Raw genomic sequence first — 25,926 nt, forward strand, 5'->3', positions numbered from 1 at the left:
GATGTGCTCTCTCACGAATCGAATGAAACAAAGGTAACTATCATTCGGAATGATATAAGCGCGAACCAAGCCCTCTAGAATGGGGCTTTCGTTAGGTAGCTATCAATAGTATTGATGACAAAGGACTGTTGCGAGGAATGCAAAGACGCGGCAAGCGAAAAGGGCGCTCCATCAAGAAAATCGGCGAACGAGGAGATGAGTAGCGCAGCGCATCACCTGCAGGGTCTGTCGACGGGTTTTCATCAATGCAATACGTTTGACCATATCCCCCTGGGGGGGATAGGATGCCGGCGTAATTCATTGAGGCCTGAGGCCTAAACCATGAGCGAGCACGAGCACAATCACCGCCACATCCACCAGAGCCACGAGGCGATCATCAAGCGCCTCAAACGGGCGGACGGTCACCTGCGCAGCATCATCACCATGATTGAAGACGGTCGTGAGTGCGTCGACATTGCTCAGCAGCTGCATGCTGTAGAGAAAGCGGTGTGCCAGGCCAAGCGAACGCTCATCCAGGATCACATTGATCACTGTCTGGAGGATACCGTCTCGGCCCTGAATAATGGCGAGCGTGGTCCGTTAGAAGCCTTCAAGCAAATTACCAAGTACCTCTAGGTCTGACATGCCTAACTTCGCTGAAGTCTTGCAGCAGGGTGGCTCGCACGCCTGGCTGTACTTTCCGAGCGCAATTCTGCTCGGTGCTCTGCATGGGCTGGAACCAGGCCATTCAAAAACCATGATGGCGGCCTTCATCGTGGCCATCCGTGGCTCGGTAAAGCAGGCCGTTTTATTGGGCCTGGCCGCTACGCTGTCGCACACTGCCGTGGTTTGGTTGGTTGCCATCGGCGGTATGTACCTGGGCAAAGGCCTGGATGCTCAAACTACTGAACCTTACTTCCAGCTCGCGTCTTCTGCACTGATCATCGCGATTGCGCTTTGGATGCTGTGGCGTACTTGGCGCGGTGAGCAGATGTTCAAGTTCGAGCAAGGTGATGATCATCATCACGGCGAGCATGCCGGTCACTCCCATGATGACGACCTAGAATGCCAGGAACATCATCACGGGCACGCCCATGGCGAACGGGAAGGCTTGGAGCTGTCGATTGATGGTTATCAGGATGCGCATGAGCGTGCCCATGCCACCGATATCCGCAAGCGTTTCGCCAACCGTGAAGTCACGACGGGACAGATCATCATGTTTGGCTTGACGGGTGGGCTCATTCCTTGCCCCGCGGCCATTACCGTTCTGCTGCTCTGCCTTCAGGTCAAGGAAGTCACCTTGGGTGGCGTGCTCGTCCTGTGCTTCAGCATTGGTCTGGCACTCACCCTGGTAACCGTCGGCGCCGCAGCAGCTATTGGCGCCAGGCAGGCCTCCAACCGCTGGCCCTGGATGGGCGCCGTTGCTCGTCGCGCCCCTTATCTGTCCAGCGCGCTGATTATCGGCGTCGGTCTCTATGTGGGCATCCATGGCTGGATTGGCCTGAACGCTTAGGGCGACTCTTGAGTGTTTGCCAAGGGCGCCGGGAGTAGCGTAAATGACGAAGTTTCACGATACCTCCAGGGTATCAAGTGAGACCTAATCAATATTGGACGGCCTGCGCCCTCAGCGTCAATCTCTGCTGAAGAACAACTATTATGCAGGCTGAGCGTCTCATGGTCGCTGTCACCATCGAACGCTTCGATACCCAGATTGTCGACCTCCCGACGATCCGCTCGCACAGATGGCATGACCGTTAAGCGTCCTACTGACATGCCGGTAAGTAAGGCCAGTAAACTCAAGGCGATGAAAAGAAACGGGCCTGTGCCTACACCCTGTCTTCGGCAGCTCTTGCCATCAACAAAAACAAGATAATGATGAGGACCACAGCCATGACTATCCGTATTTCGCAAACTGCTGAAGTGCAGCAGTTCTTCGAAGGGGCATCCGGCTTCGACCAAGCCGCTGGCAGCCAGCGCATGAAGAGCGTGGTACACCGAGTGTTGAACGACGCGATCAAGGTCATCGAAGACCTGCAAGTCACTCCTGAAGAATTCTGGAAGGCCGTCAACTATCTCAATGACTTGGGCAGCCGCCAGGAAGCCGGCTTGCTCGTCGCAGGCCTTGGGCTTGAGCATTACCTCGACTTGCTGATGGATGCAGAGGATGAGCAGGCCGGGCATGTCGGTGGCACACCACGCACCATCGAGGGGCCTCTGTATGTCGCCGGTGCGCCGTTGTCCGAGCACTACTCCCGCCTGGATGATGGTCAGGACGCTGGCACTGTCCTGTATATGCGCGGCCAGGTTCGCGACACCGATGGCGAGCCGTTGGCCAACGCCATTGTCGATGTGTGGCACGCCAATACCGGCGGCACCTACTCGTACTTCGATCCTTCGCAGTCGGAGTTCAACCTGCGTCGCCGCATCCAGACTGATGCTGAAGGGTGCTACCGCTTCCAAAGCATCGTGCCGTCCGGCTATGGCTGCCCACCGAATGGCCCGACGCAACAGTTGCTCGATCAACTGGGTCGTCATGGTCAGCGTCCGGCGCATATTCACTTTTTTATCTCGGCGCTCGGCCATCGTCACCTCACCACCCAGATCAACCTGGCCGGGGACAAGTATCTGCATGATGACTTTGCCTATGCCACTCGTGACGAGTTGATCGCCGATATTCATTTCAGCGACGATACCAATGGCCGGCGTGCCGATATCGATTTTGACTTTGTATTGCAGCCAACCGCTGCGGCCAAGGACGAGAATCGTCATGAACGGGTGCGGGCGTTGGAGGCTTGATACCCCAACAGGACTTGTTGCCTGCGGGGGCGTTTTGGCGTCAGCCTAGGGCCAAAGAGGCGCAACCATGACCGTGCTATTGAGTGAGTGCAGCCAGATTTTTGATCGTGCAGATGCCTATGCTGTGTCGGATTACGTCAACCAGCATGTGGGCAGCCACTGTATCCTCCTGCCACCCAGGGGGCGCCCACAGGCGAGCATCAGCCACCGGACCTTTTCCAGCCTGGATTTGTGCCGCATCAGCTACGGCGCTCCGGTGCGGGTAACCTCAGTGGCGCTGGAAACGATTTACCACCTGCAGATTCTGCTGCGCGGTCACTGCCGCTCCACCTCCCGTGGCGAAGAGCAGATTTTAGGACCGGGTGAAATCCTGCTGATCAATCCGGATGACCCGGTGGACCTGACCTATTCTGCCGACTGCGAAAAATTCATCATCAAGTTGCCCGTGCGCCTGCTGGAAAACGCCTGCCTTGAGCAGCACTGGACGCTGCCGCAACAGGGCATCCGTTTCGCGGCGGCTCGCCACGTGCTCAGCGAGATGGGCGGATTCCTGCCATTGCTGGGGTTAATCTGCCAAGAGGCCGAAAATGCCGCAGAGCCCGAAGTGCAGGGCCTGTATGAGCGCATTGTGGCGAATAAACTGCTGGCATTACTGGCCAGTAACGTCTTGCGTGTGATTCCCCGGCCGGATCAACGCGGCGGCTTCGAAGCTGTGCGCCAGTTTATCGAGGAGCACCTGACCGAGGATGTCAGCGTCGAACAACTGATGGCCATCGCCAGGGTCAGCGAGCGTTCGCTGTATACCTTGTTCGAACGCCAGGTCGGCCTATCGCCGCGTGACTATATGCGTCAACGCAAGCTGGAGCGGGTGCATGCCATGTTGCAACTGGCCACGGCTCGCAGCGTGACGGAAGTGGCGCTGGATCACGGTTTCCTGCATTTGGGACGTTTCTCCGAGTCCTATCGCAAACGCTTTGGCGAGCTGCCTTCGCAGACCTGGAAGCGGCAACGATAAACCGGTTGCGCCAGGCGGATAGCGATTTGCAGTCAGCGGATATTGAAGGGTAAGACGAGTACATAAGGTGGGGGGGCCTGATACAAGAACAACGGAGGGCCTACCCCATGATCAGCACACTCGACCGACTTGCCCGACAACTGCGCGAATCCGTCCAGGAAGATCCCGCTACCGGGGTTTTCCGCTGCCGCCGCGACATCTTCACCGACCCTGACCTATTCGCCCTGGAGATGAAGCACATTTTTGAAGCGGGTTGGGTCTACCTGGCACATGAAAGCCAGGTGCCAGAGATCAATGACTACTTCACCACCTGGATTGGCCGCCAGCCAGTGGTCATCACCCGCGACAAACAAGGTGCGCTGCACGGCCTAGTCAACGCCTGTGCACACCGCGGTGCGATGTTGTGCCGCCGCAAACAAGGCAATAAGGGCTCATTTACCTGCTCATTCCACGGCTGGACGTTCAGCAACACCGGCAAGCTGCTCAAGGTGAAGGACGCCAAGACCGGCGCCTATCCCGATAGTTTCGACTGTGACGGCTCCCATGATCTCAAGCGCCTTGGCCGCTTCGAAAACTATCGGGGCTTCCTGTTTGGCAGCCTGAGTGAAACGGTTGCGGAGCTGAGCGATTACCTGGGTGAAACCCGGGTGATTATCGACCAAATGGTCGATCAGGCACCGTTGGGCCTGGAAGTGCTGCGCGGCAGTTCGTCGTATGTCTACGACGGCAACTGGAAGTTGCAGATCGAGAACGGCGCCGATGGTTATCACGTCAGCTCCGTACACTGGAATTACTCGGCGACCATGGGCCGGCGCAACTACGAAGCCGAAGGCACGCGCACCGTCGACGCCAATGGCTGGTCGAAAAGCCTGGGCGGCGTGTATGCCTTCGAACACGGGCATATCCTGCTGTGGACGCACCTGCTCAACCCCGAAGTACGCCCGGTGCATGCTCACCGTGAAGCGCTGGCCGAACGCCTGGGCCAGGAACGCGCCGACTTTATCGTCGATCAAACCCGCAACCTGTGCCTCTACCCCAATGTTTACTTGATGGACCAGTTCTCCACGCAGATCCGTGTCGTACGGCCGATCGCGGTCGACAAGACCGAGGTGACGATTTATTGCATGGCGCCCAAGGGCGAAAGTGCCCAGGAGCGCACCACGCGCATCCGTCAGTACGAAGACTTCTTCAACGTCAGCGGCATGGGTACACCCGATGACCTTGAAGAGTTCCGCGCCTGCCAGACCGGCTACCAGGGCGCGACCACCTTATGGAATGACCTCAGCCGCGGCGCGAAACAGTGGGTCGAAGGCGCGGATGAGAATGCCAAGGCCATGGGCATGCACCCGCAACTCAGCGGCGTGAAAACCGAAGACGAAGGGCTGTTCGTACGCCAGCACGCGCATTGGGCACAAAGCCTTCAGCGCGCGATCAAGTTGGAGCAGCAAGGCTTGATCGCTACCGACAAGGAGGTGCTGTCATGAGCATTTCCCGTGACCGCCTGCTGGACTTTCTGTACCGCGAAGCGCGCCTGCTGGATGACCGCCAGTGGGACGAGTGGCTGGAGTGCTACTCACCCAAGGTCGAGTACTGGATGCCTGCGTGGGACGACCACGACACCCTGGTAGAAGACCCGCAGAGCGAAATCTCGCTGATTTACTACCCCAACCGTGACGGCCTGGAAGACCGCGTATTTCGCATTAAGACCGAGCGTTCCAGCGCCAGCACACCGGAGCCGCGTACCGCACACCTGATCACCAACCTCGAAGTACTGGCCGACGACGGTCAGCACGTGGAGCTGCGTTTCAACTGGCAAACCCTCAGCCATCGCTACAAGACCACGGATACGTATTTCGGCACCTCGTTCTATCGCCTGGATATCAGCGCCGAACAGCCGCTGATTACGCGCAAGAAGGTCGTGCTGAAAAACGATTACATCCATCAGGTCATCGATATCTACCACATCTGAGGACACACCCATGACGTACTCCATTGCCCTGAACTTCGAGGACGGGGTCACCCGATTCATCGACTGCAAGGTGGGTGAAAAGGTCCTCGACGCCGCCTTCCGCCAACGTATCAATCTGCCGATGGATTGTTCGGACGGTGTGTGCGGCACCTGCAAATGCCGGTGTGAAACTGGCGCCTATGACTTGGGTGACGACTACATAGAAGACGCCCTGAGCAAGGACGAAGCCGAGGAGCGCCAAGTTCTGACCTGCCAGATGGTGCCGCAATCCGATTGCGTGATTGCGGTGCCGGTGTCATCCAGTGCCTGCAAAACGGGTACGGCGCAATTTGCCGCTACGGTCGCGAGCATTACCCGCCATGCTGATGCTGCCCTGGAGGTCAGTTTCGAACTGGATCAGGCGCCGGTATTTCTCCCTGGTCAGTACGTCAATATTGGCGTACCCGGCAGCGGGCAGACACGCTCCTATTCCTTCAGTAGCCGCCCCGGCGACAAGCGCGCCAGCTTCCTGATCAAGCATGTGCCTGGCGGGTTGATGAGTGGCTGGCTGGCGCGCGCCCAGCCCGGCGACGCCGTACCGATGACCGGGCCACTGGGCAGTTTCTATCTGCGTGAAGTTGTCCGGCCATTGCTATTCCTGGCGGGCGGTACTGGTCTGGCGCCGTTCTTGTCGATGCTGGAAGTGCTGGCCGAGCGAAAGGAAACCCGACCGGTAACGCTGATCTATGGCGTGACACGGGATCAGGACCTGGTGATGGTCGAGGTTCTGGAAGCCTTCGCCAAACGCTTGCCCAGCTTCAGTTTTGTCACCTGCGTGGCCGATCCACAGACCGCTCACCCGCAGCAGGGCTATGTCACACAGCACATGGCCAAAGAGCTGCTGAACGACGGCGAGGTTGATGTTTACCTCTGTGGGCCGCCACCGATGGTCGATGCTGTGCGCCAGCACTTCAAGAGCCAGGGTGTAACCCCGGCCAGCTTCCACTACGAGAAGTTCACGCCCAACGCCATCGTCACTGGCGATGCCGCCTGAGGAAACCATCATGAGTCCACGTTTCAACACCAAGGTTGCGCTGGTTACCGGCGCAGCCCAGGGCATCGGCCGGCGTGTCGCCGAGCGTTTGCTGGAGGAGGGCGCCTGGCTGATCGCGGTCGACCGCTCGGAACTTGTGCATGAATTGCAGCATGAGCGGGCGCTGATCCTCACCGCCGACCTTGAACAGCACGCCGAATGTGCGCGTGTCATGGCCGCCGCCAAGGCGCGTTTCGGGCGTATCGATATTCTGGTCAACAATGTTGGCGGGACAATCTGGGCCAAGCCCTTCGAACACTACGGCGAAAATGAAATCGAAGCCGAAGTGCGTCGCTCACTGTTCCCGACGCTGTGGTGCTGCCATTGCGTGTTGCCCTACATGCTGGAGCAGGGCAGTGGCGCCATCGTCAATGTCTCCTCCGTCGCCACGCGCGGGGTCAATCGCGTGCCTTACGGCGCGGCCAAGGGCGGCGTCAACGCCCTGACTGCCTGCCTGGCCCTGGAGACCGCCGGCAGCGGCATTCGGATCAACGCCACCGCACCGGGCGGCACCGAAGCGCCACCGCGTCGGATCCCGCGCAACAGCCAGCCCCAAAGCGACCAGGAGCGCGTCTGGTACCAGCAGATCGTCGACCAGACCCTCGATAGCAGCCCGATGAAGCGTTACGGCAGCATCGACGAACAAGCGGGTGCCATTCTGTTTCTCGCCTCCGATGAGGCCTCTTACATCACGGGCGTCACCTTGCCAGTAGGAGGCGGCGACCTCGGCTGACCCACCGCAGTACCTGCAGACACTGACTCACAACAACAATAATGAGAGCACTGCCATGCGTACCCATGACGTCCATTCGATTATCGATAACGCCCGTTTCAGCCGCTTCCACTGGCTGGTAATGGGCTTGTGTGCCTTGCTGTTGATCTTTGACGGCTATGACTTGTTTATCTACGGCGTGGTCCTGCCGGTGATCATGAAGGAATGGGGGTTGTCGCCCCTGCAGGCCGGCGCGCTGGGTAGTTATGCGCTGTTCGGCATGATGTTTGGTGCGTTGGCTTTCGGCAGCCTGGCGGACCGGATTGGCCGCAAAAAAGGCATCGCCATCTGCTTCACGTTGTTCAGCGTTGCCACCGTGGTTAACGGTTTCGCCAGCAGCCCGACCGAGTTCGGTATCTGCCGGTTTATCGCCGGGCTGGGCTGTGGCGGGCTGATGCCCAATGCGGTCGCGTTGATGAACGAATACGCACCGAAGAAGATCCGCAGCACCCTGGTGGCATTGATGTTCAGCGGTTATTCACTGGGTGGCATGCTCTCGGCGGGCGTTGGAATTTACATGCTGCCGCGCTATGGCTGGGAATCGATGTTCTTCGTCGCCACGGTGCCGCTTTTGCTGCTGCCCATGATTGTTTACTGGTTGCCTGAATCCATCGGCTTTCTGATCCGTCAAGGCCGGCTGGAACAGGCACGGGCTCTGCTCAAGCGCCTGTCACCCGAAACCCGTATCGAGGCCGAAGACCAGTTGCAGATCAGCGCCGGGAAGGGCAAAGGCGCCTCGGTGCTGGAGCTGTTTCGCCATGGCCTGGCGGTACGCACCGCGTCGATCTGGGTCGCGTTTTTCTGCTGTCTGCTGATGGTCTACGCCTTGAGTTCGTGGTTGCCCAAGCTGATGGCCGGTGCCGGTTACAGCCTGGGGTCGAGCCTGTCATTCCTGTTGGCGCTGAATTTCGGCGGCATGGCCGGGGCAATTCTCGGCGGTTGGCTGGGTGATCGGCTGAACCTGGTGAAAGTCATGATCGGCTTCTTCATCTGCGCCGCGGTGTCCATCAGTTTGTTGGGCATCAACAGCCCGATGCCGGTCCTGTACCTGCTGATCTTCGTCGCGGGCGCTACCACCATTGGCACGCAAATCCTGCTGTACGCCGGGGCCGCGCAACTCTATGGGCTGTCCATTCGCTCCACCGGCCTGGGTTGGGCGTCGGGCATCGGGCGCAACGGCGCCATCGTCGGGCCGCTGCTGGGCGGTGCGCTGATGGGCATCGAGTTGCCCCTGCAACTCAACTTTATGGCCTTTGCGATTCCCGGCGCCATCGCTGCGCTGGCGATGACCACATACGCCCTGAATGAGCGTCGCGCCAGTGCTGATTTGATCACCGCTCGGGCGCTGTAACTTTCCAAACCGTCGATAACAATAACTAAGAGCAACGACATGAATACACAACGTATCTGGCTGTCCCTGTTGGGCATGCCCCTTGCGGCGACGGCGGCTGAGGGCGGTTTTTTCGAGGGATCTACGGCCACCTTGCAGGCCCGCAACTATTACTTCAGCCGCGACTTCTCGGACATCGTCGGCGCCAGTAAGCAGTCGAAGGCGCAGGAGTGGGGCCAGGGTTTTATCCTGACCTACAAATCCGGCTACACCCCAGGCCCCTTAGGTTTCGGCCTGGATGCACTGGGCACCCTGGGCCTCAAGCTCGACAGTAGCCCGGACCGGGTCAATACCGGTTTGCTCCCGGTCAAGGGCGATGGCCGTGCCGCCGACGATTACAGCCGTTTGGGCCTGACCTTCAAGGCCCGGTTTTCCAAGACCGAATTGAAGGTCGGTGAGTTGCAACCCAACCTGCCGGTGCTGGCCTTCAGCGATATTCGCCTGCTACCGCCGAGTTACCAGGGGGTGAATGTCAGCTCCAGCGAGTTCGCTGGCCTGACGCTACAGGCCGGACACTTGACCACCACCAGCCTGCGCAACGAAGCCGGTGACGAGAAGATGATCGGCATGCTCGGCCATGTGCCGCAGCGCGGCGCTGAAAGTGATGCATTCAACTACGTCGGTGGCGACTACGCCTTCAACACCAACCGCACCAGCTTCAGCTACTGGCATGGCCAACTGAAAGACATCTACAGCCAGGATTTTGTCGGCCTCAAGCACAGCCAGCCGATGGGCGATTGGGTGCTTGGCGCCAACCTGGGTTATTACGATGCGCGAGAAGACGGCGATAAATTGCTCGGCAAGATCGACAACCAGGCGTTTTTCTCGCTGCTGTCAGCCAGGCATGGCGGCCACATTTTCTATGTCGGCTATCAAGCGATGTACGGCGACAGCGCCTTCCCGCGTGTGTTTGCCAACATCTCGCCGCTGGGCAACGAGGTACCCACTTATGAGTTCGCCTACACCGACGAGCGCTCCTGGCAGGCACGTTACGACTACGACTTCGTGGCGCTGGGGATTCCGGGGCTGACGACCACTGTGCGCTATATCACCGGTAACAACGTGACCACCGGCGCAAGTTACGAAGGTAAGGACCGCGAGCGCGACCTGGATATCGGCTATGTGGTGCAGAGCGGCTATTTGAGCGGCCTGGGCGTGCGGGTACGCAATGTCATGGCCCGTTCAAACTACCGCAGCGATATCGATGAGAACCGGCTGATCCTCAGTTACACCTGGAAGCTGCTTTAAACGCCGCCCTGGCAAGTGCCCATGACCTGGTAGTTGACGGTATGGCTGACGCCTTGGCTGTCGAGGTAAACCAGGGTCGCCGGTTCCACCTGGCAACTGCCGGGTACGAGTGTGATTGAAACGATGTGCTGGATATCTGGCGCCGGGCTTTCATTGCTGCCGGCCGCCATTGCGCCGGTAGCGATGAACAGTAGGACAAGGCTGAGAAATTTGATGTTCATGATGATTCCCTCTGTCAGTAGGGTTCATTTTAGTGATTGCAGCGCTGGGTTAAAGGCAGGAACAGGTAAATGACTCATACGTATCAGGTAGCAATAAAGGTGCAACGCTAATGGACCTTCTCAATGGCATGCAGGTCTTTGCGCGGGTTGTCGACAGTGGCAGTTTTGCTGCCGCTGCCGAGGTCCTGGAGGTGTCCGGCGCGCACGTATCCCGGTTGATATCCGACCTGGAGAAACATCTCCAGACCCGCCTTTTGCACCGCACCACCCGGCGTCTGAGCCTCACCGAATCAGGCGAGCGGTTCCTGCTGCGCTGTCGGGACATTCTTGAGGACGTCCGGGAGGCCACGGTTGAGGCCAGCGGGGCTCACCTCAACCCGCGCGGGCGTTTGCGGGTGCATTGCATGAGCGGGCTGGGCGTGCTGATAACGCCGTTGATCGCCCGTTACAGTGAGCATTACCCGCACGTTTCCATGGAGCTGACCCTCTCACAGCACAACCCGGACCCCCTTGAAGAAGGCCATGACGTGGTGATCTCCATCGCCCATTCGTTGCCGGATTCGGCCCTGGTCAGCCAGACGGTGGGGCAGCTATTCAGTGTGCCCTGTGCTGCGCCGAGGTACCTGGAGAAGCACGGAGTGCCCGAGCATCCTGGCCAACTGATGCAGCATCGACGCCTGCACCTGCAGGACTTTCAGGAAGATGCGTGGCTGTTCAAGGGCCCAGAGGGTGAAATTTCGGTTTCACCTGAGCAAACCTTCAGAACCAACGTTGCCGACGCGATGGTCAAGGCGACGCAGGAGGGCATGGGCATCAGCCTGTTGCCGTTTTTTAGCGCAAACCTGGCATTGCGCGAGGGCTCACTGGTGCGTCTGTTGCCCGGTTACCGGCTGCGCGAACGCACTATCTTCGCGGTGTACCCATCCCGGCGTTTTCTGGATGCCAAAGTGCGGACTTGGGTGGAGTTCTTGCAGGCGCAACTGCCTTCGTTGTTAGCCGAGCATGTCCGGGTGATTGAAAACCCTGAGTATTGGGCGCGTTGCTGATAACGCTGCTCAGAGGCTATCCGTCATCGGTGGTGAAAGGTGACGAACCGTACAGCTGCCGGTCCTGACTCGGTAGGATGCTCACCAGAATGGATGAGTTACTGGTGTATTTCTGTCACAGACATCGTAAACACCAGCTTGGACCTGCCGCCATTGGCGTAGGAGTGCGGAACGTCTGTTTTCGCCACAGCAGAACTGCCGGCAGGAATGAGCAGTTCTGTTTCCCCAACAACACATTTAAGTGTCCCTTTCTCCACATGGAATAGTTCAAGTGTGCCTTGAGGATGACCTTGAGACGAAAAAGACTCACCTGGAAACATTTCCCAGCGCCACAGCTCAATCACATTGGGCCCTCTCGTGCCTGCCAGAAGTCGAGCCGTCCCACCCAGATCCCCGGTCCATAGAGTAGGGATGTCCACGCCAGCGATAATGTGGGCAGAGGGGGCGTCAGTCACATTGACGATATCCGCAACCGAAAGACCCAACGCAGCAGCTATTTTGCAAAGGATGCCAATGCTTGGATTAGCCGTACATTTTTCGATTTCTACGACCATTCCCTTGCTCACACCTGAGCGACGAGACAGCTCATCAAGCGTGATTTTCTGAGTTTTTCGCGCCTGTTTAAGCGAAGTGCTCAAGAGTTGCTTCGTTGCGCTTGAACAAATGAAAGGGGCCCGCTTTTCGGACCTCAACCAAGGTCGCCTGCTTGAGTACCGCCAGATGCTGCGACACTGTCGATTGGGAGAGGCCGCAACGTTGCGTGATCTGTCCAACGCTGACGCCTAACTCTACCTCCCAGCTTTGCTGCGGGAAATACACCGACGGCGCCTTGAGCCACTTCAGGATTTCCCGTCTCAGTGGATGAACAATCGCGCGCATGGCGACATCGAAGTCAGGCGAGGGGCATTGCTGTTGTTTCTCGCACATGGCTTATCCAGTCGCTTTAGGTCGATTCAATCCAGCATGTCGGACAGAGATTCGGCGATCAATTGATAGGATCGGCAGCGAGCCTTGGCGTCATATATGCGCGCGTCAATGATGACTTCATCCACCTGGGTCGTTGTAATGAACTGGCGTAGCCAACTGCTGACCTCGTCCTGGTCACCCGTCGCCGTGCACAGCATCGCCTGATTGAGCGTGTGCCGATCAATGTTTGTAAGCGAGTCCATAAAGCCCTCCGTGGGGCGTGGCAACGGGCCTGCTTTCCCGGCGTACAAGTTGCACACCCATTGCCGGTGAGAGCTCGCGATGTAATCGGCCTCGGCCCGTGAAGGGGCCGCAAAGATATTGACGCCTGCGATCACATAGGGCTGCTTGAGCGCCTCTGACGGGCGGAAAGTAGTACGGTAGTGCGTAATCGCATCCATTAAGAAGCGCGGCGCGAAATGCGAGGCGAATGCGTAGGGCAGCCCCAGCTTTGCGGCAAGGTCTGCGCTGTTCATGCTCGAACCCAGGAGCCAGAGTGGTACGTCGTGGGTTCCGGGAATTGCCCGGACCGGCTGACGCCCGTTGTCCTCCAGGTAGTCCTGCAACTGTTGAATATCCTGCGCGAAGTCGCGTTCCGATGCGTCACCGCGCAGGGCGTGGATCGCCGCACCGGCTGAGCCCGGCGCTCTACCGATACCCAGGTCGATGCGACCAGGAAACAGGGTGTCCAACGTCCCGAACTGCTCGGCCACCATCAACGGGGAATGGTTGGGTAGCATGATGCCGCCGGAGCCCACCCGCAGGGTGCGGGTGGCCGCCGCCAGATGCTGGACGAGCAGGGTGGTTGCCGAGGAGGCTATGCCCGGCAGGTCGTGATGCTCGGCGACCCAGTAACGTTTGTAACCATGGGCTTCGACATGTCGCGCCAAGGCGACTGCATCATCCAGAGTGTCAGTGAAGGTTTTACCTTCGCCAATCATCATGAGGTCAAGTACAGAAAGGGCAGTCATTGCAGGCTCCTTTTTCATATCAGGTGGAGAGGGCGTTACAGCGATGAAAAGTCCGACCAATGTGGATGACGTACAAGGCGATGATCAATATCGCGAAGAGTCGCCAGGCAGCGTTGAAGTTTCAGGTAAATATCGCCCCCGTAGTCCCAGCCGAGCACGCCAATACTGCCTTTGTATCCGACGCTGTTCAGCGCCGCGACCACGGAAAAGTTGTCCAACTCTCCACGGTCAACTGGCTCCATCGTGGCCACGCCGCCCCAGCCCAGCTCACTGAGCGCGCTGCCTGAAAGTACGACTTGCATCAACCAGGGTTGCATGGCTTCAAGGCGCTGCTGAAGTTCGCCTTCCTGACTGGCGTACCAGTGATAGCCGTTGAACGATGCGCCCAGGTGCGGGTGAGCGAAGTATTCGCAGATCTGCACCACTTGAGCCGTGGTCTGGGTAACGTGATGAAGATGGGGATACAGGGCGATTCTCAAGCCGCGACGTTCTGCGATGGGCAGCACCGACTCGATGAACCGCATAATGGCCGAGCTGCCGTTGACCGAGGTCTGGACCGCCAGTTCGATGAGTTCCACCCCTTCGACGCTTTCGATGATTCGCCTTATGAGGTCATCATTGCGGCCTTCGTGCAGCACCAGGTACAAACCCTCAACGCGCAGGCCGTGCTGCTCGCCAACGCGCGGTAGCAGGCGCAGGTCGGTCAGCGGCGTGCCACCCCAGGCTGAAACTGTGAGGCCGTCGTAACCCAGTTCGGCGAGCATTTCGCACTGCGACTGGAAGGCGTAAACACCCATTGAAGAGTAAAAAAATGAATCGAGTGCATGGACGCGATGTGCCACGGTCTGTCTCCTCGCCTAGCGTGGCGTTGCGGTCAGTAGGGCCCATTCGGGGTGTGCGGCCAGACGTTGCTCCATGGAACGAAATGCCGTGGCTGAACGGCGCAGGTTGCCGTAAACGTCGCCACCCATGCTTTGCCATCCCAGCACGCCGACACGCCCGGTAAAGCTGCGGCGTTCAAGGGCGCCCAGCAGGACGAAATTATCCATCTCGCCTTCATCAAGCGGTTCGATGGTCGCCAGGCCGCCCCAACCCAATGGAGAGCGACGTGTGCCGGCAATGTTCACGTGTTGGAGCCAAGGCCACATCGCATCAAGGCGCTGTTCCAACGCTTGTTCTTCAGTGGCGTACCAGTGATAACCATTGAATACGATATTGAGCAGGGGATGGTTGAACTCCCGGCACAGTGCGACGGCTTCCGTGGTTGTTTGCATGCCGTAGCGTGCGTGCGGATAAAGGTTGATGTGCAGGCCTCTGCGCTCACAAATGGGCAGCAGGCGCTCAAGCATGCGACGGTCAAGATTTGTGACTTCATCACCTGAATGCAGCGCCAGTTCAATCGTGGTGCAGTCTTCAAGGCTCTCGAAAACCTGGGTCACGAACGCTTCGAGGCCCTTGCGGTAGATCAAGTAGACCGCGCCCACGTCCAGGCCCCAGGTCGGTTTGACTTGAGGAATCGACTTCAGGTCTTGGCTCCACGCAGACATCGTCAAGCCTTGGTAACCAAGGTCGGCAAGCATTTCGCACTGTGCGGCCAGGGGATAGGTGCCCATGGCGGTCTGGAAGATGAAATCCATATGGTGAAGGACGCGATTCATTGGACGGCCTGCATAGGTTGAGACTCGACGGGGAGGGCGATGCTTGGAAAATGCGGCAACACGTATTGAGCCAGTTCATCGATGACTTCAGGGGCAGGGCGGCGTTGAGGTTTGAAGTGCAGGGCGACATGACCTACCCCCTGATCCTGCTGGCGTTTCCAGTGCTCGATCAGCGCATTGCGCCCGGCGCGCAGTACGCGTCCCGCCTGCACGGGATGGTCCGGGTCGCGATCCAGATCAAACAACGTGCCGTAGCCGTAGGGTTTGTGCACGTCGTGGCCACAGACCGCACGCCATCGCTCGATCACCTGGGGAATCATCGCGGGGCTGGATGTGTAGGAAAGAATCCCGTCAGTGTGTTCACCGATCCATTCCAGCGACTGGCCCGCGTGGCCGACGATAAGGGTGGGTAAACGCGGCCCGACGGGTTTGGGGATCAGGTCAATTTCACCGTTCAACTGGCCGTAAAAACGCGACGTATGCTTGGCCCAATGACTTTGCGTGGTTGCACGGATGATGCCCAGTGCGTCACGGAAGCGTTCGGCACGATTGTCAAATTCAAGCCCGAAGGCCGGGTATTCGATCGGCCGGTCGCCGGTCGCCAGTCCCAGAATGAATCGCCCGCCCAGCAGTTGGTCCACGCTGGCAGCCTGCTTGGCAACAATCAGTGGATCGCGCAATGGCAGGACGATCCCCGCCGTGCCAATCGCAATTCGCGTGGTCACTGCAGCCAGGTAGCCTGCATAAACCAGAGGATCGAGGATCTGGCCGACGTCTCCGAAGTTGGGGTCATAAAACGGCACATCGCGCAGCCAGATCGCGGAGAATCCAGCTTCGTCTACGCGTTGAGCCATCTGCGCGTGATCCTGCAGGGTGGGGCCTGGGCTGTTGGGGTAGCTTTCCAGCGGGGCAATGAAACCGAAGGTCAAATGCCCTTGTTTAAATACACGGGCATAGCCAGGGTGTTGCTGAAGCTCCGGGGCGATTGCGCGTGCGCGAGGTTGGGAGGTCATCGGAATATGCTCGTAGTAGCGGATGGCGGTGACGTTGAAGGCGAGACGCGCGCCATAAAGTCACGATGGAGGAGACTATAGGCGGTATGATGTGAAAGAAAAATAGGATGAAACTCCAATCATTTGTGAAAATAACGCTCAAATAGATGAGGCTGTTCATGGATCATTTCGGCGCGCTGAGCGCATTCGTTCAGGCGGCGCATACCCGCAGTTTTACTGAGGCTGGGCGCAGGACCGGAGTGTCTTCCTCGGCTGTTGGCAAGGCGGTTGCGCGGCTGGAGGAAGAGTTGGGCGTGCGGCTGTTTCATCGTTCCACTCGCGCGATTACCCTAACGGCGGAGGGCAGTCTTTTTCTGGAGCGTTGCCAGCGAATTTTTGCGGAATATGAAGTTGCGAAGCGCGAGCTCACTCAGGCTGCTGGCAACCCCCAGGGCAAATTACGTCTCGGTTTGCCACAGCTGGGCATGCGGTTGATGCCTCATTTGATTGCGTTTCAGCAAGCGTATCCAGAAGTGGAGTTGGAGCTGGAGTTCAGTGACCGTTTGGTCAATGTGATCGAGGAGGGCTTCGATGCGGTGATGCGCATCGGTGAAGTCGACGACTCCCGACTGATGATGCGTAAGCTCAATGGCTACAGCCACCGGTTGGTCGCATCGCCAGATTATCTTTCGCGTCGAGGTGTCCCTTCGCGGCCGACAGACCTTTCGAACCATGCTTGCCTGCGATATCGCTATCCCACCAGCGGTAAGCTTGATCCCTGGCCGCTGGTGACGAAGAAAGGGCAAGACACGCTGGAGCTGGGGCAGTCAGCGACGTCCAACGCGATTGAAGCCTTGCTGGCAATGGCGGAGGCGGGGCAGGGTATCGCCTGCCTGCCCGACTTTTTTATCGAGGACGCCATCGGCGCAGGGCGTCTGGTGCCGGTGTTGGACCGGTACATCAGTGATCACCGCACGTTCAGCATCCTGTGGCCGTCCAGCCGACAGCCGCTGCCCAAGATAAAGGCGTTTGTCAGCTTCATGGCGTCACGCCTGACGTGAACCCCTGTCGTGCCCCAAACGCAGCTGCCGGCGCACTGGGTTCCCAGGTTGCCGGCAGCTGTTACGTGTGGCTCAATCAAGCATTGTTGGACGGCTTAGCCGCAAAGGCGCCTTCACCCAGCAATGCAACGACCAGTGCAGTCACACTCAGGTAGATCGGATATCTGATGGCGTCGCGGACATGATGAAGGGCGAAGTCGAACGCACCGGCAAAACCCTTGAGGCGGTGGTTGCCGAGTTTGTCATGCAGCATCGCCCAAGCTCGATCATCCAGCGCGCCGCCAGCGTAGAGGAAGTGGCCAACATGATTGTTTATGTCTGCTCCACGCAGGCATCGGCAACCACCGGCGCTTCGTTAAGAGTCGACGGTGGCGTGGTAGACGATATCGTCTGATAGGTCTTCAGGGCTGGCGTGACACGTACAGGTTCACCCCGATACACACCAGCAAAGCGAACGCAGAAAACAGCATTGCGTTCGCCATCCCTTGCGAGAATGACACTGCGTCATCATGCGCAATCAGTATTCCCGAGACCGCAACGCCCAACACACCGCCTAACTGCCTGGCTGAAGCCATCAACCCTGACGCGATCCCAGCATCGTGCTGGGACACAGACGACAGCATCGAATTGGTAATGGATGGCACCGACATTGCGCTGCCAATGCCTACCAGCATCAGCGCGCCATTAAGCAGCCACGGGGAGTCGAGCGCTGTGATTTGCGACAGTACGAGGAACCCGACGATCTGCACGCTAAAGCCCGTGGTGATGATGCGCGTGGCACTGAAGCGTTTGCCGAATCGTGATGAGAGCAGGGTTGATAGAGTCAACACCGCCGTCAAGGGTATGAATGACACGCCGGTTTTGAATGCATCAAAGTGCAGGAAGGTTTGAAAGTAAATACTGAACACGAACACTGCGCCGTAAAACGTCAGATTGATCGTAGCGCCGGCCAGCGCCATGCTGCCGAGCACCTTATTACTGGCAAGGCGTGCCGGTAGCATGGGATGTTTGACGCGACGCTCGATCACAACAAACGCTGCCGCACAGGCCAGCGCAACGGCCATGGCCGTCAGTGTCTCAGCGCTCCAGCCTTGCGCACTCGACTCGGTTAACCCATAGGTCAACGATGCAAGGCAGATGGCAATACTGGTTTGCCCCGCAATATCGATGTGTTTGTCGACCCTAGGGGACGCGGGCGCGTGTCGCAGGATTAGCGTGATAGCCAGCAGACCGATCGGAATATTCAGTAGAAAGACACTTCTCCATCCGAAGTACTCGATCATCAGCCCACCGATCACTGGCCCGGCGGCCAGAGCAATTCCGCCGCAGGCCCCCCAAAGCGCGACGGCGGATCGGCGTCGGTCCGGGTCTTGAAATGACACACGGATCAGCGTCAATGAGGTAGGTATCAGCAACGCGGCTCCGATGCCCTGGATGACACGCATCGTGATCAGGATACTCATGCTACTGGCAAGGCCGCAGCCGATGGAGGCGAGGGTAAATATCGAGAAACCCGCTGCGAACACGGACTTCGCTCCCCATTTGTCGCCCCATGCCTCCCCATAATCAGCAAGGCTGAGAACGGTAAGGCGTAACTGTTAATGACCCACTGCAGGCCGGTGAGGTCGGTATCGAAGGCAGCTTTAAGCGCACCCAGCCCGACGTTCACAACGCTGACGTCGAGTTGCACGACGAGAAAGCCCAAGCAGGCAGCAATTAAAATTGCGCGTAATGAAGCATTCGATTGAGTCATGGTATTCGTGTTTCACAGCCTGTAGCAGATCATGGTTGTGAGTCGATTGAGCGATGTCCTTGCATGCCTGGATTACCCAGGCATGCAAGGCGACAGGGCTTAAATGAACTGCAACACGTCGCTCACAGGTTTACGCGGCTTTTGTGGCCAGTTGGCCGAGCCAGGGTGGCCAACAGTGATCAACATCACGGGCACTTCTTCATCCGACAGGCCGAATTCCTTGGCCACTGCGGCCTGATCGAATCCAATCATTGGAGTTGAAACCAAACCTTGGCCCTTGGCGGCCAACATCAGGGTCATCGCGGCCAGTGAGCCGGAGCGGATGGCTTCGTCGCGCTGCAGTTGAGGGTTTAGCTGGTACATGCCTTGAGCCGCACCCACCCACATGTCGTAGATCGATTGGTCAATGATTCCGGCATCCAGTGTCGGCTTCAATGCAGCAGGCAGGGTTATGTGCGGGTTCAGGGTACCGCAGACAATAAAGGTCACGGCTGCATCCATGATCTTTTGCTGGCCGAATGCCAATGGCAACAAGCGCGCCTTGGCTTCGGGGCTGCGCACAGCCAGGAATTTCCAGTTTTGCAGGTTGAAAGCGGAGGGGGCGTGGGTGGCCAGGTTGACCAGCTCGGCGACCTGGGCGTCCGTCAATGAACGTTCAGTGTCGTAGCTGTTGGCGGAGATGCGGGACTTAATAACTTCAGCGATAGCGGACATGGTGATCTCTGTGCGGGATATGGATGCGCAGGACACGGTTGTCTCTCTTGAGCCTGCGCCTTGTTTGAACTTAGCGGCTGAAGCCGTCGAACGGGGTCATGTATACGGCGCCGAACGGGTCCAGACGCATGCGGATTTCAGCGTCAGGTGTGCCGTAGACCACCAGACTGGTAATGGTGCACAGCTCCAGGAAGCGCTGGCCGAAAGGCGCGAACGTGGTGTCTACGTGGCTCACCACGGCATCGGCGTTATAACGCTCAAGGATATGCACAGTGCTGTTGTCTTCATTGACGCTGTATTCGTAAACCAGTGTGCCCGGCTCGGCGCGAGTGGCGGCAACGATGGTGGCGATCAGTGCCTTGAATTCAGCGAACTCTGCGGGTTTGACCGCAAGGGAAAATAGGCAGGAAATATGGGGATGCATGGTGGTGGTCTCCGGCAGATGGATGACAAAAACCTGCACGCCAGCATCGCTGGATTAGGGCGATGCGTGCGGTACAGGTCGGGGGCGTCAGGACTTTTCGGGTGCTTCCCCGAACAGCTTGCCGGCGCCTGCCCAATCCGATGCGGCTACGTCTTCGAAAATCACGTAGATGTAATTGGCATCGGTACCGGTGTGTTTAACGATGCTTTCGGTGATATCGGCTGCAACAGCAGCTTTCTGCGCGTGTTCTTTACCTTCGAACCAGCTCACACGTACGACGGGCATGATGTATTCCTTCTAGGACATTGATCTGGGAGAGGTGCGCGAAGTGCACCGTTGCCTTACTGGAATCCATCGTACTGTTGAATTATGTGACGATAAACGGCCTTAAACTATAATCTAGGTAGATATAAACTCTACAATAGAGCGGTCGACATGGTACCTATCGATTCCTTCCAGGACGTAATCACCTTCGTAGTGGCTGCACGCTCATCCAGCTTTACCCAGGCGGCTGAACGGCTGGAGGTGTCGAAATCCGCCGTTGGCAAAGCCATCGCACGTCTAGAGGAACGTTTGGGCACGCAGTTGTTTCATCGCACTACCAGACGGATATCCCTGACTGCTGATGGCGAGGCATATTTCGTGGCATGCTCCATGGCCCTAGAGGAAATCGGCACCGCTGAAAGCGGATTGGGCCCCGGTGGTGGAGAGCCTTCCGGACGTTTGCGAGTTGATGTGCCGGTTGCTTTCGGCCGCAGGGTTGTCGCGCCCTTGTTGTTCGAGATCGCCAAAAAATACCCTGCGCTGCAATTGAGCCTGACGTTTTCCGATCACTTGGTGGACCCGTTCGAGGAAGGGATCGATTTGTTGGTACGGTTTGGCGAACTGCAGGACACCAGCGGCCTGGTGGCACGTCGCTTGACCCGCCAGCGCTGGGCCATCTGTGCCTCCCCTGATTACCTGGCGCGCTTCGGCACCCCCCAAACCCTGGAAGAGCTGGGCCAGCATCGTTGCATCGTCGGCCATCGACGCGGCCAACCGCTCGCATGGCGCGTGACACAGGCGGGGCAGACGGTGCGTTACGCGCCACCCTCAACTCATCAGATTGGCGATGGTGAGGTCATGATTCTTGCGGCGGTGGCAGGCGCCGGTTTATGCCAGATGCCACGCAGCCTGTTCCAGGACGATATAGAAGCGGGCAGGCTGGTAGAGGTGCTGCAAGCCTATGAACCTGAAGCGGTGGATGTGCATGCGGTCTGGCCGAAGGTGTCGCACCTGCGACCCAAGGTTCGGTATGTGGTCGATGAATTGGTCAAATTGTGCGCGCATTGGCAGTAAACGGCGTGCATGCACTTAATCGCTGAACAGATCAAACATCAGTTGTCGGAACCATTTGTTGGCGGGGTCCCGGTTGTACTTGCCATGCCAGAACAAGTTGATGGCGATTTCGGGCAAGGGTAACGGAACCGGCAGGGTGGTGAGGCCGAAGGGCTGCGCGCAGCTGTTGGCGAAACGTTCGGGGACTGTTGCGATCAGGTCGGTGTTCTGCAGGATATGCCCGACCGCGACAAAGTGCGGCACTTCCAGGCGAATCTCGCGTTGCAGGCCAGCACGCTGCATATGCGTGTCGATTTCTCCGTGGCCTGTACTGGCAGCCACGATCCTGACGTGCCCGAACTCACAGAAACGCTCGCGGGTCATTGGCTGTTGCGTCAGCGGATGGTCTTGTCTGCATAAGCATACATAGCGATGGTGAAACAGGCGCCGCTGGTAGAAGCCTGCTTGCAGGTCTGGCAGCAATCCGACGGCAAGATCCACCTCGCCACTGACCAGTCCTTCGGACAACTGAGTATTGCTTCGCAGCGTACTCACCGAAATTCCGGGGGCCAGTTTGAGCAGCGCGTCGACCAATCGCGGGACGAAATAAATTTCCCCGATATCGGTCATCGCTACCACGAAGCGTTTTTTGCTGGTCGCAGGATCGAACTCATCGTGGCGGTTGATTGCACCGTGCAGCAAACCGATTGCCTGGGATACCGGCTCAGCCAGTTGCGCGGCAAAAGGGGTAGGCTGCATGCCCTTGGGCGTGCGCACGAACAACTCATCGTTGAACGTGATGCGTAAACGCTTCAACGCGTTGCTGACAGCCGGTTGAGTCAGGCCAAGGCTATCAGCCGCCACTGAGACGCTTCGGTCTACCAGCAATTGGTTGAAGATCACCAAAAGGTTCAGGTCCAGCTCGCGCAGATTCATCTTGGATTCTCTCGGTCGGGCATGCGGGTTAAACCGTTTAGTATTCACGCTAGTGATAGTTTGTATGGAGGACAGGGCATTTATCAATGGTTTGTGAATAGTCATGATCGGGCTATTCCAAAAACAACCATAAGGCTTTCCCATGACTAGCCCTCATTCTGTCTTGCAAGTGGGCATCGTCGGCGGTGGTATCGCTGGCGTAGCCTTGGCACTTGATCTCTGCCGTCACCCGCATCTGGAAGTGACGTTATTTGAAGCCGCACCAGCCTTCGGTGAAGTCGGTGCCGGAGTATCGTTCGGTGCAAACGCCGTGCGTGCCATCGAAGGCCTAGGGATCGGCATACCCTATGAGCGCATTGCTGACCGTACCCCGCAACCCTGGCAAGACATCTGGTTTGAATGGCGCCGCGGCGTGGATGCCGGCTACCTCGGCGCCAGCGTCGCCGATGGCGTGGGTCAATCGTCCGTGCACCGCGCCGATTTCCTTGATGCGTTGGCGCAGCAATTACCAGACGGAGTTGCCCGTTTCGATAAGCGCGCCGTCAGCGTCCGTGAGACGGGAGAAAGGGTCCGCGTTCAATTCACCGATGGCACGGACTATGAATGTGACCTTCTGCTCGCTGCAGACGGTATCAAGTCATCTCTGCGCGACTATGTGCTCCAGGGGTTGGGCCTGCCTTTGGTCGCTCCTCGATTCAGTGGCACCTGCGCCTACCGCGGGATGATCGACAGTGAGCAACTGCGCGAGGCGTATCGCGCTGCTGGTGTCGATGAGCATCTGATCAATGTCCCGCAAATGTATCTGGGTCTCGACGCCCATATCCTCACGTTCCCGGTCAAGCAAGGCCGGTTGATCAACGTGGTGGCCTTCGTTTCCGATCGCTCCGAGCCCAACCCTGTGTGGCCACAAGACACTCCCTGGGTCAAAAGCACCAGCCAGGCGCAAATGCTGCAAGCTTTCGCGCACTGGGGCGATGCCGTGCGCGTATTACTCGAGTGCATCCCCGCGCCGACGTTGTGGGCACTTCATGAGCTGGATGAACTTGCAGGCTACACCCATGGTCGTGTCGGGCTGATCGGTGATGCGGCCCACGCCATGCTGCCCCATCAAGGCGCCGGGGCTGGCCAAGGACTTGAAGATGCCTGGCTACTTGCGCGCTTGCTGGGCGACCCGCGGGTACTTGAGAGCAATGCCCAAAACGTCTTGCAGGTGTATGACGAGATTCGGCGGCCCCGCGCCTGCCGTGTGCAACGAACGTCTTGGGAAGCGGGTGAGCTTTACGAATTCCGTGACCCTCAAGTCGAAGACCAGGAATCCCTGTTGTCGACCACCCTGGCCAGCCGTTTCGATTGGCTATGGAACCACGATATGCAATCGGACCTTGCGCAGGCCCGTACTCGGCTCGGTTGGGCTGAGGCTGTTTGACGTCCAGACGGCGCCAGCGCCATTGGCTGGCCCACTAAACCCACAATAAAAAAGACAGGTAAAAAAGCTATGAGCGTCAGCATTTCCAATACCCCCGGCATGCTTGAATTTTTCCGAGATGCAGCCGGGCTGAAAAACGCCGCCGGCAACCCACGAAACAAGCGCATCGTGCTGCGTATTCTGCAAGAGACCGCCAGGATCATCGAAGAGCTGGAGATTACTGATGATGAGTTCTGGGCAGGGGTTGAATACATCAATCGGCTCGGTAAAAGTAACGAAGCAGGGTTGCTTGCGGCAGGCCTAGGCGTTGAGCATTTCCTCGATCTGCTCAACGATACGAAGCAAGCCGAGGCAGGCCGTACCGGAGGCACACCGCGCACGATTGAAGGCCCCCTCTATGTCGCGGGTGCGCCTCTGCGCGAGGGTTTTGCGCGGATGGACGATGGCTCGGAAGACGGCGTTGCCACACCGTTTTTTGTTGAAGGGCAAATCCTGAATCTGCAAGGCCAGCCTATCGCCGGGGCTCTTGTCGACCTGTGGCAAGCGGATAGCAAAGGCAACTACTCGCACTTCGACAAAAGCCAGTCCGAATTCAACCTGCGCCGGCGCATCGTGACCGATGCTGACGGGCGTTATCGGGTCAGGAGCATCGTGCCTTCGGGCTACGGCTGCAATCCTCAAGGCCCGACACAGGAATGTCTTAACCACCTAGGGCGCCATGGCCAGCGTCCTGCGCATATCCACTTCTTCCTGTCGGCCCCCGGTTATGAGCACCTCACTACCCAAATCAACCTGTCCAACGACAAGTACCTCTGGGACGACTTTGCCTACGCCACGCGTGATGGGTTGATCGGCGAGGTGCAGTTCATCGATGACCAGGCGCTGGCCGCTGCCCATGATGTGCCAGGGCGTTTTGCACAAATGACTTTTGATTTTCAGTTGCGCCCGGCAACCAGCCTGGAAGCGCAGCAGCGCAGCAATCGCCCGCGTGCACTGCAAACCGCGTAAGTCGACGCAGTCAAACCTGAACGATTAGAGAGGATAAATAGATGTCCCAAAGCACCCTTGCCCCCATTGAAATCAAAGTTGCCGTATTGCGTGAAGCCGGGAGCAAACTCCAGCTTGAACGCGCAGAACTAGGCGTCCCGCGCGCTGATGAAGTGCGCGTGCGTATTGTCGCGACCGGTGTTTGCCACACTGACATGGTCGTGCGTGACCAGCTTTTTCCGACGCCGTTGCCGATCGTGCTGGGCCATGAAGGTTCGGGGGTTGTTGAGTCGGTAGGGGCTGCGGTGACAACCATCGCACCCGGTGATCACGTGGTCATGACCTACATGTCGTGCGGCTTGTGTCTGCCTTGCGAAACCGGGCACCCCGCGCACTGTTCCCACATGCACCCTCTGAACTTCGGCGGCGGACGGCTGGACGGCAGTACCTCGACCTGCAGCTGCGACAACGCGGCGCCGATACATGACCACTTCTTTGGCCAGTCTTCGTTCTCAACCTATGTGATCGCCAGCGAGCGTAGCGTGGTGAAAGTGTCGAAAAAGGCGCCGTTGGAATTGCTGGGCCCACTGGGGTGCGGCATTCAGACAGGGGCGGGGTCGGTGCTCAAGGCACTGAAAGTCGAGGCGGGCGCCAGCTTTGCTGCGTTTGGCGCTGGCGCCGTAGGCTTGGCGGCCGTAATGGCGGCCAAGGTGGCAGGCGCTACTACGATCATTGCCGTCGATGTGACGCCCAGTCGCTTGAGCCTTGCGCTTGAAGTCGGCGCGACTCACGTGATCAACAGCCGTGAAGAGGACCCGGTTCAACGCATTCGTGAAATCACCGGCGGCGGCGTGAACTACAGCCTTGAATGCTCCGGTCGTGCAGAAGTACTGCGCCAGGCCATCGACGCGCTTACAACCCTGGGCACCTGCGGAATCGTAGGGGCGACCAAAATGGGTACGGAAGTGGCGTTCAACATCAATGACGTGATGATCCCCGGCAAGCGAATCATGGGCATTGTCCAGGGCGACGTGGTCGCCAACGCGTTTATTCCCACGCTGGTCGACCTGCACCTGCAAGGCCGCTTCCCCTTCGACAAACTGTGCCGGTTTTACACCTTTGACCAGGTCAATGAAGCCATGGCCGACAGCGAAAGCGGCATCACCATCAAACCGATTCTGCGCATGCCGGCCGCGGCCGATCTGGCGTGATT

Annotated in this window: 28 protein-coding genes and 1 pseudogene; 17 read left to right on the plus strand and 12 right to left on the minus strand. The window is 58.3% G+C overall.

All coding sequences use genetic code 11. The annotated features are described in order from the left end of the window. Positions 1–321 precede the first annotated feature (321 nt). The 10 genes from FQ182_RS15000 (at position 322) to FQ182_RS15045 (ending at position 10,241) form a co-directional block, all read left to right on the plus strand. Positions 322–615, plus strand: a complete 294-nt coding sequence (locus FQ182_RS15000) for a metal-sensing transcriptional repressor (protein ID WP_133102602.1) — start codon at positions 322–324, stop codon at positions 613–615. A 7-nt stretch (positions 616–622) separates the two neighbouring features. Further along, entirely contained in the window at positions 623–1,492 is an 870-nt protein-coding gene (locus FQ182_RS15005; RefSeq protein ID WP_149413381.1) for a nickel/cobalt efflux protein RcnA, read from the plus strand. 377 nt (positions 1,493–1,869) lie between these two features. Next, complete coding sequence (gene catA / locus FQ182_RS15010; protein WP_149413380.1) at positions 1,870–2,775, plus strand: catechol 1,2-dioxygenase; 906 nt, start codon at positions 1,870–1,872, stop codon at positions 2,773–2,775. Positions 2,776–2,842: 67 nt separating this feature from the next. Further along, positions 2,843–3,790, plus strand: coding sequence for an AraC family transcriptional regulator (locus tag FQ182_RS15015; RefSeq protein ID WP_149413379.1), 948 nt, complete (start codon positions 2,843–2,845; stop codon positions 3,788–3,790). A gap of 107 nt (positions 3,791–3,897) precedes the next feature. Then, positions 3,898–5,274 carry a Rieske 2Fe-2S domain-containing protein gene (locus FQ182_RS15020; protein WP_149413378.1) on the plus strand — a complete coding sequence of 459 codons (1,377 nt, stop codon included), beginning with the start codon at positions 3,898–3,900 and terminating at the stop codon, positions 5,272–5,274. Then, positions 5,271–5,759 (plus strand): benzoate 1,2-dioxygenase small subunit, encoded by a 489-nt coding sequence (gene benB, locus FQ182_RS15025; RefSeq protein WP_149413377.1) that lies wholly within the window; start codon positions 5,271–5,273, stop codon positions 5,757–5,759. Before FQ182_RS15020 ends, benB begins: the two co-directional genes overlap by 4 nt. Before the next feature lie 10 nt (positions 5,760–5,769). Then, complete coding sequence (benC, locus tag FQ182_RS15030) at positions 5,770–6,792, plus strand: benzoate 1,2-dioxygenase electron transfer component BenC (protein WP_149413376.1); 1,023 nt, start codon at positions 5,770–5,772, stop codon at positions 6,790–6,792. A 10-nt stretch (positions 6,793–6,802) separates the two neighbouring features. Beyond that, positions 6,803–7,564, plus strand: a complete 762-nt coding sequence (locus FQ182_RS15035; protein ID WP_149413375.1) for a 1,6-dihydroxycyclohexa-2,4-diene-1-carboxylate dehydrogenase — start codon at positions 6,803–6,805, stop codon at positions 7,562–7,564. A 55-nt stretch (positions 7,565–7,619) separates the two neighbouring features. Next, positions 7,620–8,954: an MFS transporter gene (locus tag FQ182_RS15040; protein WP_149413374.1), complete on the plus strand. Its 1,335-nt coding sequence runs from the start codon at positions 7,620–7,622 to the stop codon at positions 8,952–8,954. Positions 8,955–8,993: 39 nt separating this feature from the next. Then, positions 8,994–10,241: an OprD family porin gene (locus FQ182_RS15045; protein WP_149413373.1), complete on the plus strand. Its 1,248-nt coding sequence runs from the start codon at positions 8,994–8,996 to the stop codon at positions 10,239–10,241. Here the strand turns inward: FQ182_RS15045 and FQ182_RS15050 are convergent. Continuing rightward, positions 10,238–10,462 (minus strand): DUF2790 domain-containing protein, encoded by a 225-nt coding sequence (locus FQ182_RS15050; RefSeq protein WP_149413372.1) that lies wholly within the window; start codon positions 10,460–10,462, stop codon positions 10,238–10,240. The genes FQ182_RS15045 and FQ182_RS15050 overlap by 4 nt on opposite strands. A 110-nt stretch (positions 10,463–10,572) precedes the next feature. Between FQ182_RS15050 and FQ182_RS15055 the strand changes: the two genes are divergently transcribed. Beyond that, the gene (locus FQ182_RS15055) at positions 10,573–11,508 is read left to right on the plus strand and encodes a LysR family transcriptional regulator (RefSeq protein ID WP_149413371.1); all 936 of its coding nucleotides are present in this window, start codon (positions 10,573–10,575) and stop codon (positions 11,506–11,508) included. A 98-nt stretch (positions 11,509–11,606) separates the two neighbouring features. Here FQ182_RS15055 and FQ182_RS15060 read toward each other — a convergent pair whose 3' ends face one another. The 6 genes from FQ182_RS15060 to FQ182_RS15085 are packed head-to-tail and all read right to left on the minus strand — an operon-like array spanning position 11,607 to position 16,116. Then, positions 11,607–12,146, minus strand: coding sequence for an XRE family transcriptional regulator (locus FQ182_RS15060; protein ID WP_256666219.1), 540 nt, complete (start codon positions 12,144–12,146; stop codon positions 11,607–11,609). Further along, positions 12,130–12,435: a helix-turn-helix transcriptional regulator gene (locus FQ182_RS15065; RefSeq protein ID WP_256666218.1), complete on the minus strand. Its 306-nt coding sequence runs from the start codon at positions 12,433–12,435 to the stop codon at positions 12,130–12,132. Before FQ182_RS15065 ends, FQ182_RS15060 begins: the two co-directional genes overlap by 17 nt. A 26-nt stretch (positions 12,436–12,461) precedes the next feature. Beyond that, the gene (locus FQ182_RS15070) at positions 12,462–13,445 is read right to left on the minus strand and encodes an LLM class flavin-dependent oxidoreductase (protein WP_149413369.1); all 984 of its coding nucleotides are present in this window, start codon (positions 13,443–13,445) and stop codon (positions 12,462–12,464) included. 35 nt (positions 13,446–13,480) lie between these two features. Next, entirely contained in the window at positions 13,481–14,287 is an 807-nt protein-coding gene (locus tag FQ182_RS15075; protein ID WP_149413368.1) for a sugar phosphate isomerase/epimerase, read from the minus strand. Between the two features lie 15 nt (positions 14,288–14,302). Continuing rightward, the gene (locus FQ182_RS15080) at positions 14,303–15,103 is read right to left on the minus strand and encodes a sugar phosphate isomerase/epimerase (RefSeq protein WP_149413367.1); all 801 of its coding nucleotides are present in this window, start codon (positions 15,101–15,103) and stop codon (positions 14,303–14,305) included. Continuing rightward, the gene (locus tag FQ182_RS15085) at positions 15,100–16,116 is read right to left on the minus strand and encodes an LLM class oxidoreductase (RefSeq protein WP_149413366.1); all 1,017 of its coding nucleotides are present in this window, start codon (positions 16,114–16,116) and stop codon (positions 15,100–15,102) included. The genes FQ182_RS15080 and FQ182_RS15085 overlap by 4 nt, the downstream gene beginning before the upstream one ends. Before the next feature lie 158 nt (positions 16,117–16,274). On the opposite strand from FQ182_RS15085, the gene FQ182_RS15090 reads away from it, so the two are divergent. Further along, complete coding sequence (locus FQ182_RS15090) at positions 16,275–17,156, plus strand: LysR family transcriptional regulator (protein ID WP_149413365.1); 882 nt, start codon at positions 16,275–16,277, stop codon at positions 17,154–17,156. Between the two features lie 160 nt (positions 17,157–17,316). After that, a pseudogene (locus FQ182_RS15095) lies at positions 17,317–17,550 on the plus strand (SDR family oxidoreductase); the annotation flags it as partial. A 7-nt stretch (positions 17,551–17,557) separates the two neighbouring features. Here the strand turns inward: FQ182_RS15095 and FQ182_RS15100 are convergent. The 4 genes from FQ182_RS15100 to FQ182_RS15115 all read right to left on the minus strand — a co-directional run bounded on the left by FQ182_RS15100 (position 17,558) and on the right by FQ182_RS15115 (position 20,332). After that, complete coding sequence (locus FQ182_RS15100) at positions 17,558–18,682, minus strand: MFS transporter (protein WP_306108726.1); 1,125 nt, start codon at positions 18,680–18,682, stop codon at positions 17,558–17,560. 326 nt (positions 18,683–19,008) lie between these two features. Then, positions 19,009–19,623 (minus strand): nitroreductase family protein, encoded by a 615-nt coding sequence (locus tag FQ182_RS15105; RefSeq protein WP_149413364.1) that lies wholly within the window; start codon positions 19,621–19,623, stop codon positions 19,009–19,011. Between the two features lie 70 nt (positions 19,624–19,693). Then, positions 19,694–20,047, minus strand: coding sequence for a putative quinol monooxygenase (locus tag FQ182_RS15110; RefSeq protein ID WP_149413398.1), 354 nt, complete (start codon positions 20,045–20,047; stop codon positions 19,694–19,696). Positions 20,048–20,134: 87 nt separating this feature from the next. Continuing rightward, positions 20,135–20,332 carry a 4-oxalocrotonate tautomerase family protein gene (locus FQ182_RS15115; protein ID WP_003445639.1) on the minus strand — a complete coding sequence of 66 codons (198 nt, stop codon included), beginning with the start codon at positions 20,330–20,332 and terminating at the stop codon, positions 20,135–20,137. A 150-nt stretch (positions 20,333–20,482) separates the two neighbouring features. Between FQ182_RS15115 and FQ182_RS15120 the strand changes: the two genes are divergently transcribed. Further along, positions 20,483–21,385, plus strand: a complete 903-nt coding sequence (locus FQ182_RS15120) for a LysR family transcriptional regulator (RefSeq protein ID WP_149413363.1) — start codon at positions 20,483–20,485, stop codon at positions 21,383–21,385. 15 nt (positions 21,386–21,400) lie between these two features. On the opposite strand, the gene FQ182_RS15125 is transcribed toward FQ182_RS15120, so the two are convergent. Next, the gene (locus FQ182_RS15125; protein ID WP_149413397.1) at positions 21,401–22,300 is read right to left on the minus strand and encodes a LysR family transcriptional regulator; all 900 of its coding nucleotides are present in this window, start codon (positions 22,298–22,300) and stop codon (positions 21,401–21,403) included. Between the two features lie 142 nt (positions 22,301–22,442). On the opposite strand from FQ182_RS15125, the gene salA reads away from it, so the two are divergent. The 3 genes from salA (at position 22,443) to FQ182_RS15140 (ending at position 25,924) form a co-directional block, all read left to right on the plus strand. Beyond that, on the plus strand, positions 22,443–23,726 hold the full coding sequence (salA, locus tag FQ182_RS15130) for a salicylate 1-monooxygenase (RefSeq protein WP_149413362.1): 1,284 nt from the start codon (positions 22,443–22,445) through the stop codon (positions 23,724–23,726). A gap of 69 nt (positions 23,727–23,795) precedes the next feature. After that, the gene (catA, locus tag FQ182_RS15135) at positions 23,796–24,734 is read left to right on the plus strand and encodes a catechol 1,2-dioxygenase (RefSeq protein WP_149413361.1); all 939 of its coding nucleotides are present in this window, start codon (positions 23,796–23,798) and stop codon (positions 24,732–24,734) included. A gap of 41 nt (positions 24,735–24,775) precedes the next feature. Beyond that, positions 24,776–25,924 carry an NAD(P)-dependent alcohol dehydrogenase gene (locus FQ182_RS15140; RefSeq protein WP_149413360.1) on the plus strand — a complete coding sequence of 383 codons (1,149 nt, stop codon included), beginning with the start codon at positions 24,776–24,778 and terminating at the stop codon, positions 25,922–25,924. Positions 25,925–25,926 lie beyond the last annotated feature (2 nt).

The sequence above is a fragment of the Pseudomonas sp. ANT_H4 genome, assembly GCF_008369295.1.
In the GTDB taxonomy this organism is placed as follows: Bacteria; Pseudomonadota; Gammaproteobacteria; order Pseudomonadales; family Pseudomonadaceae; genus Aquipseudomonas.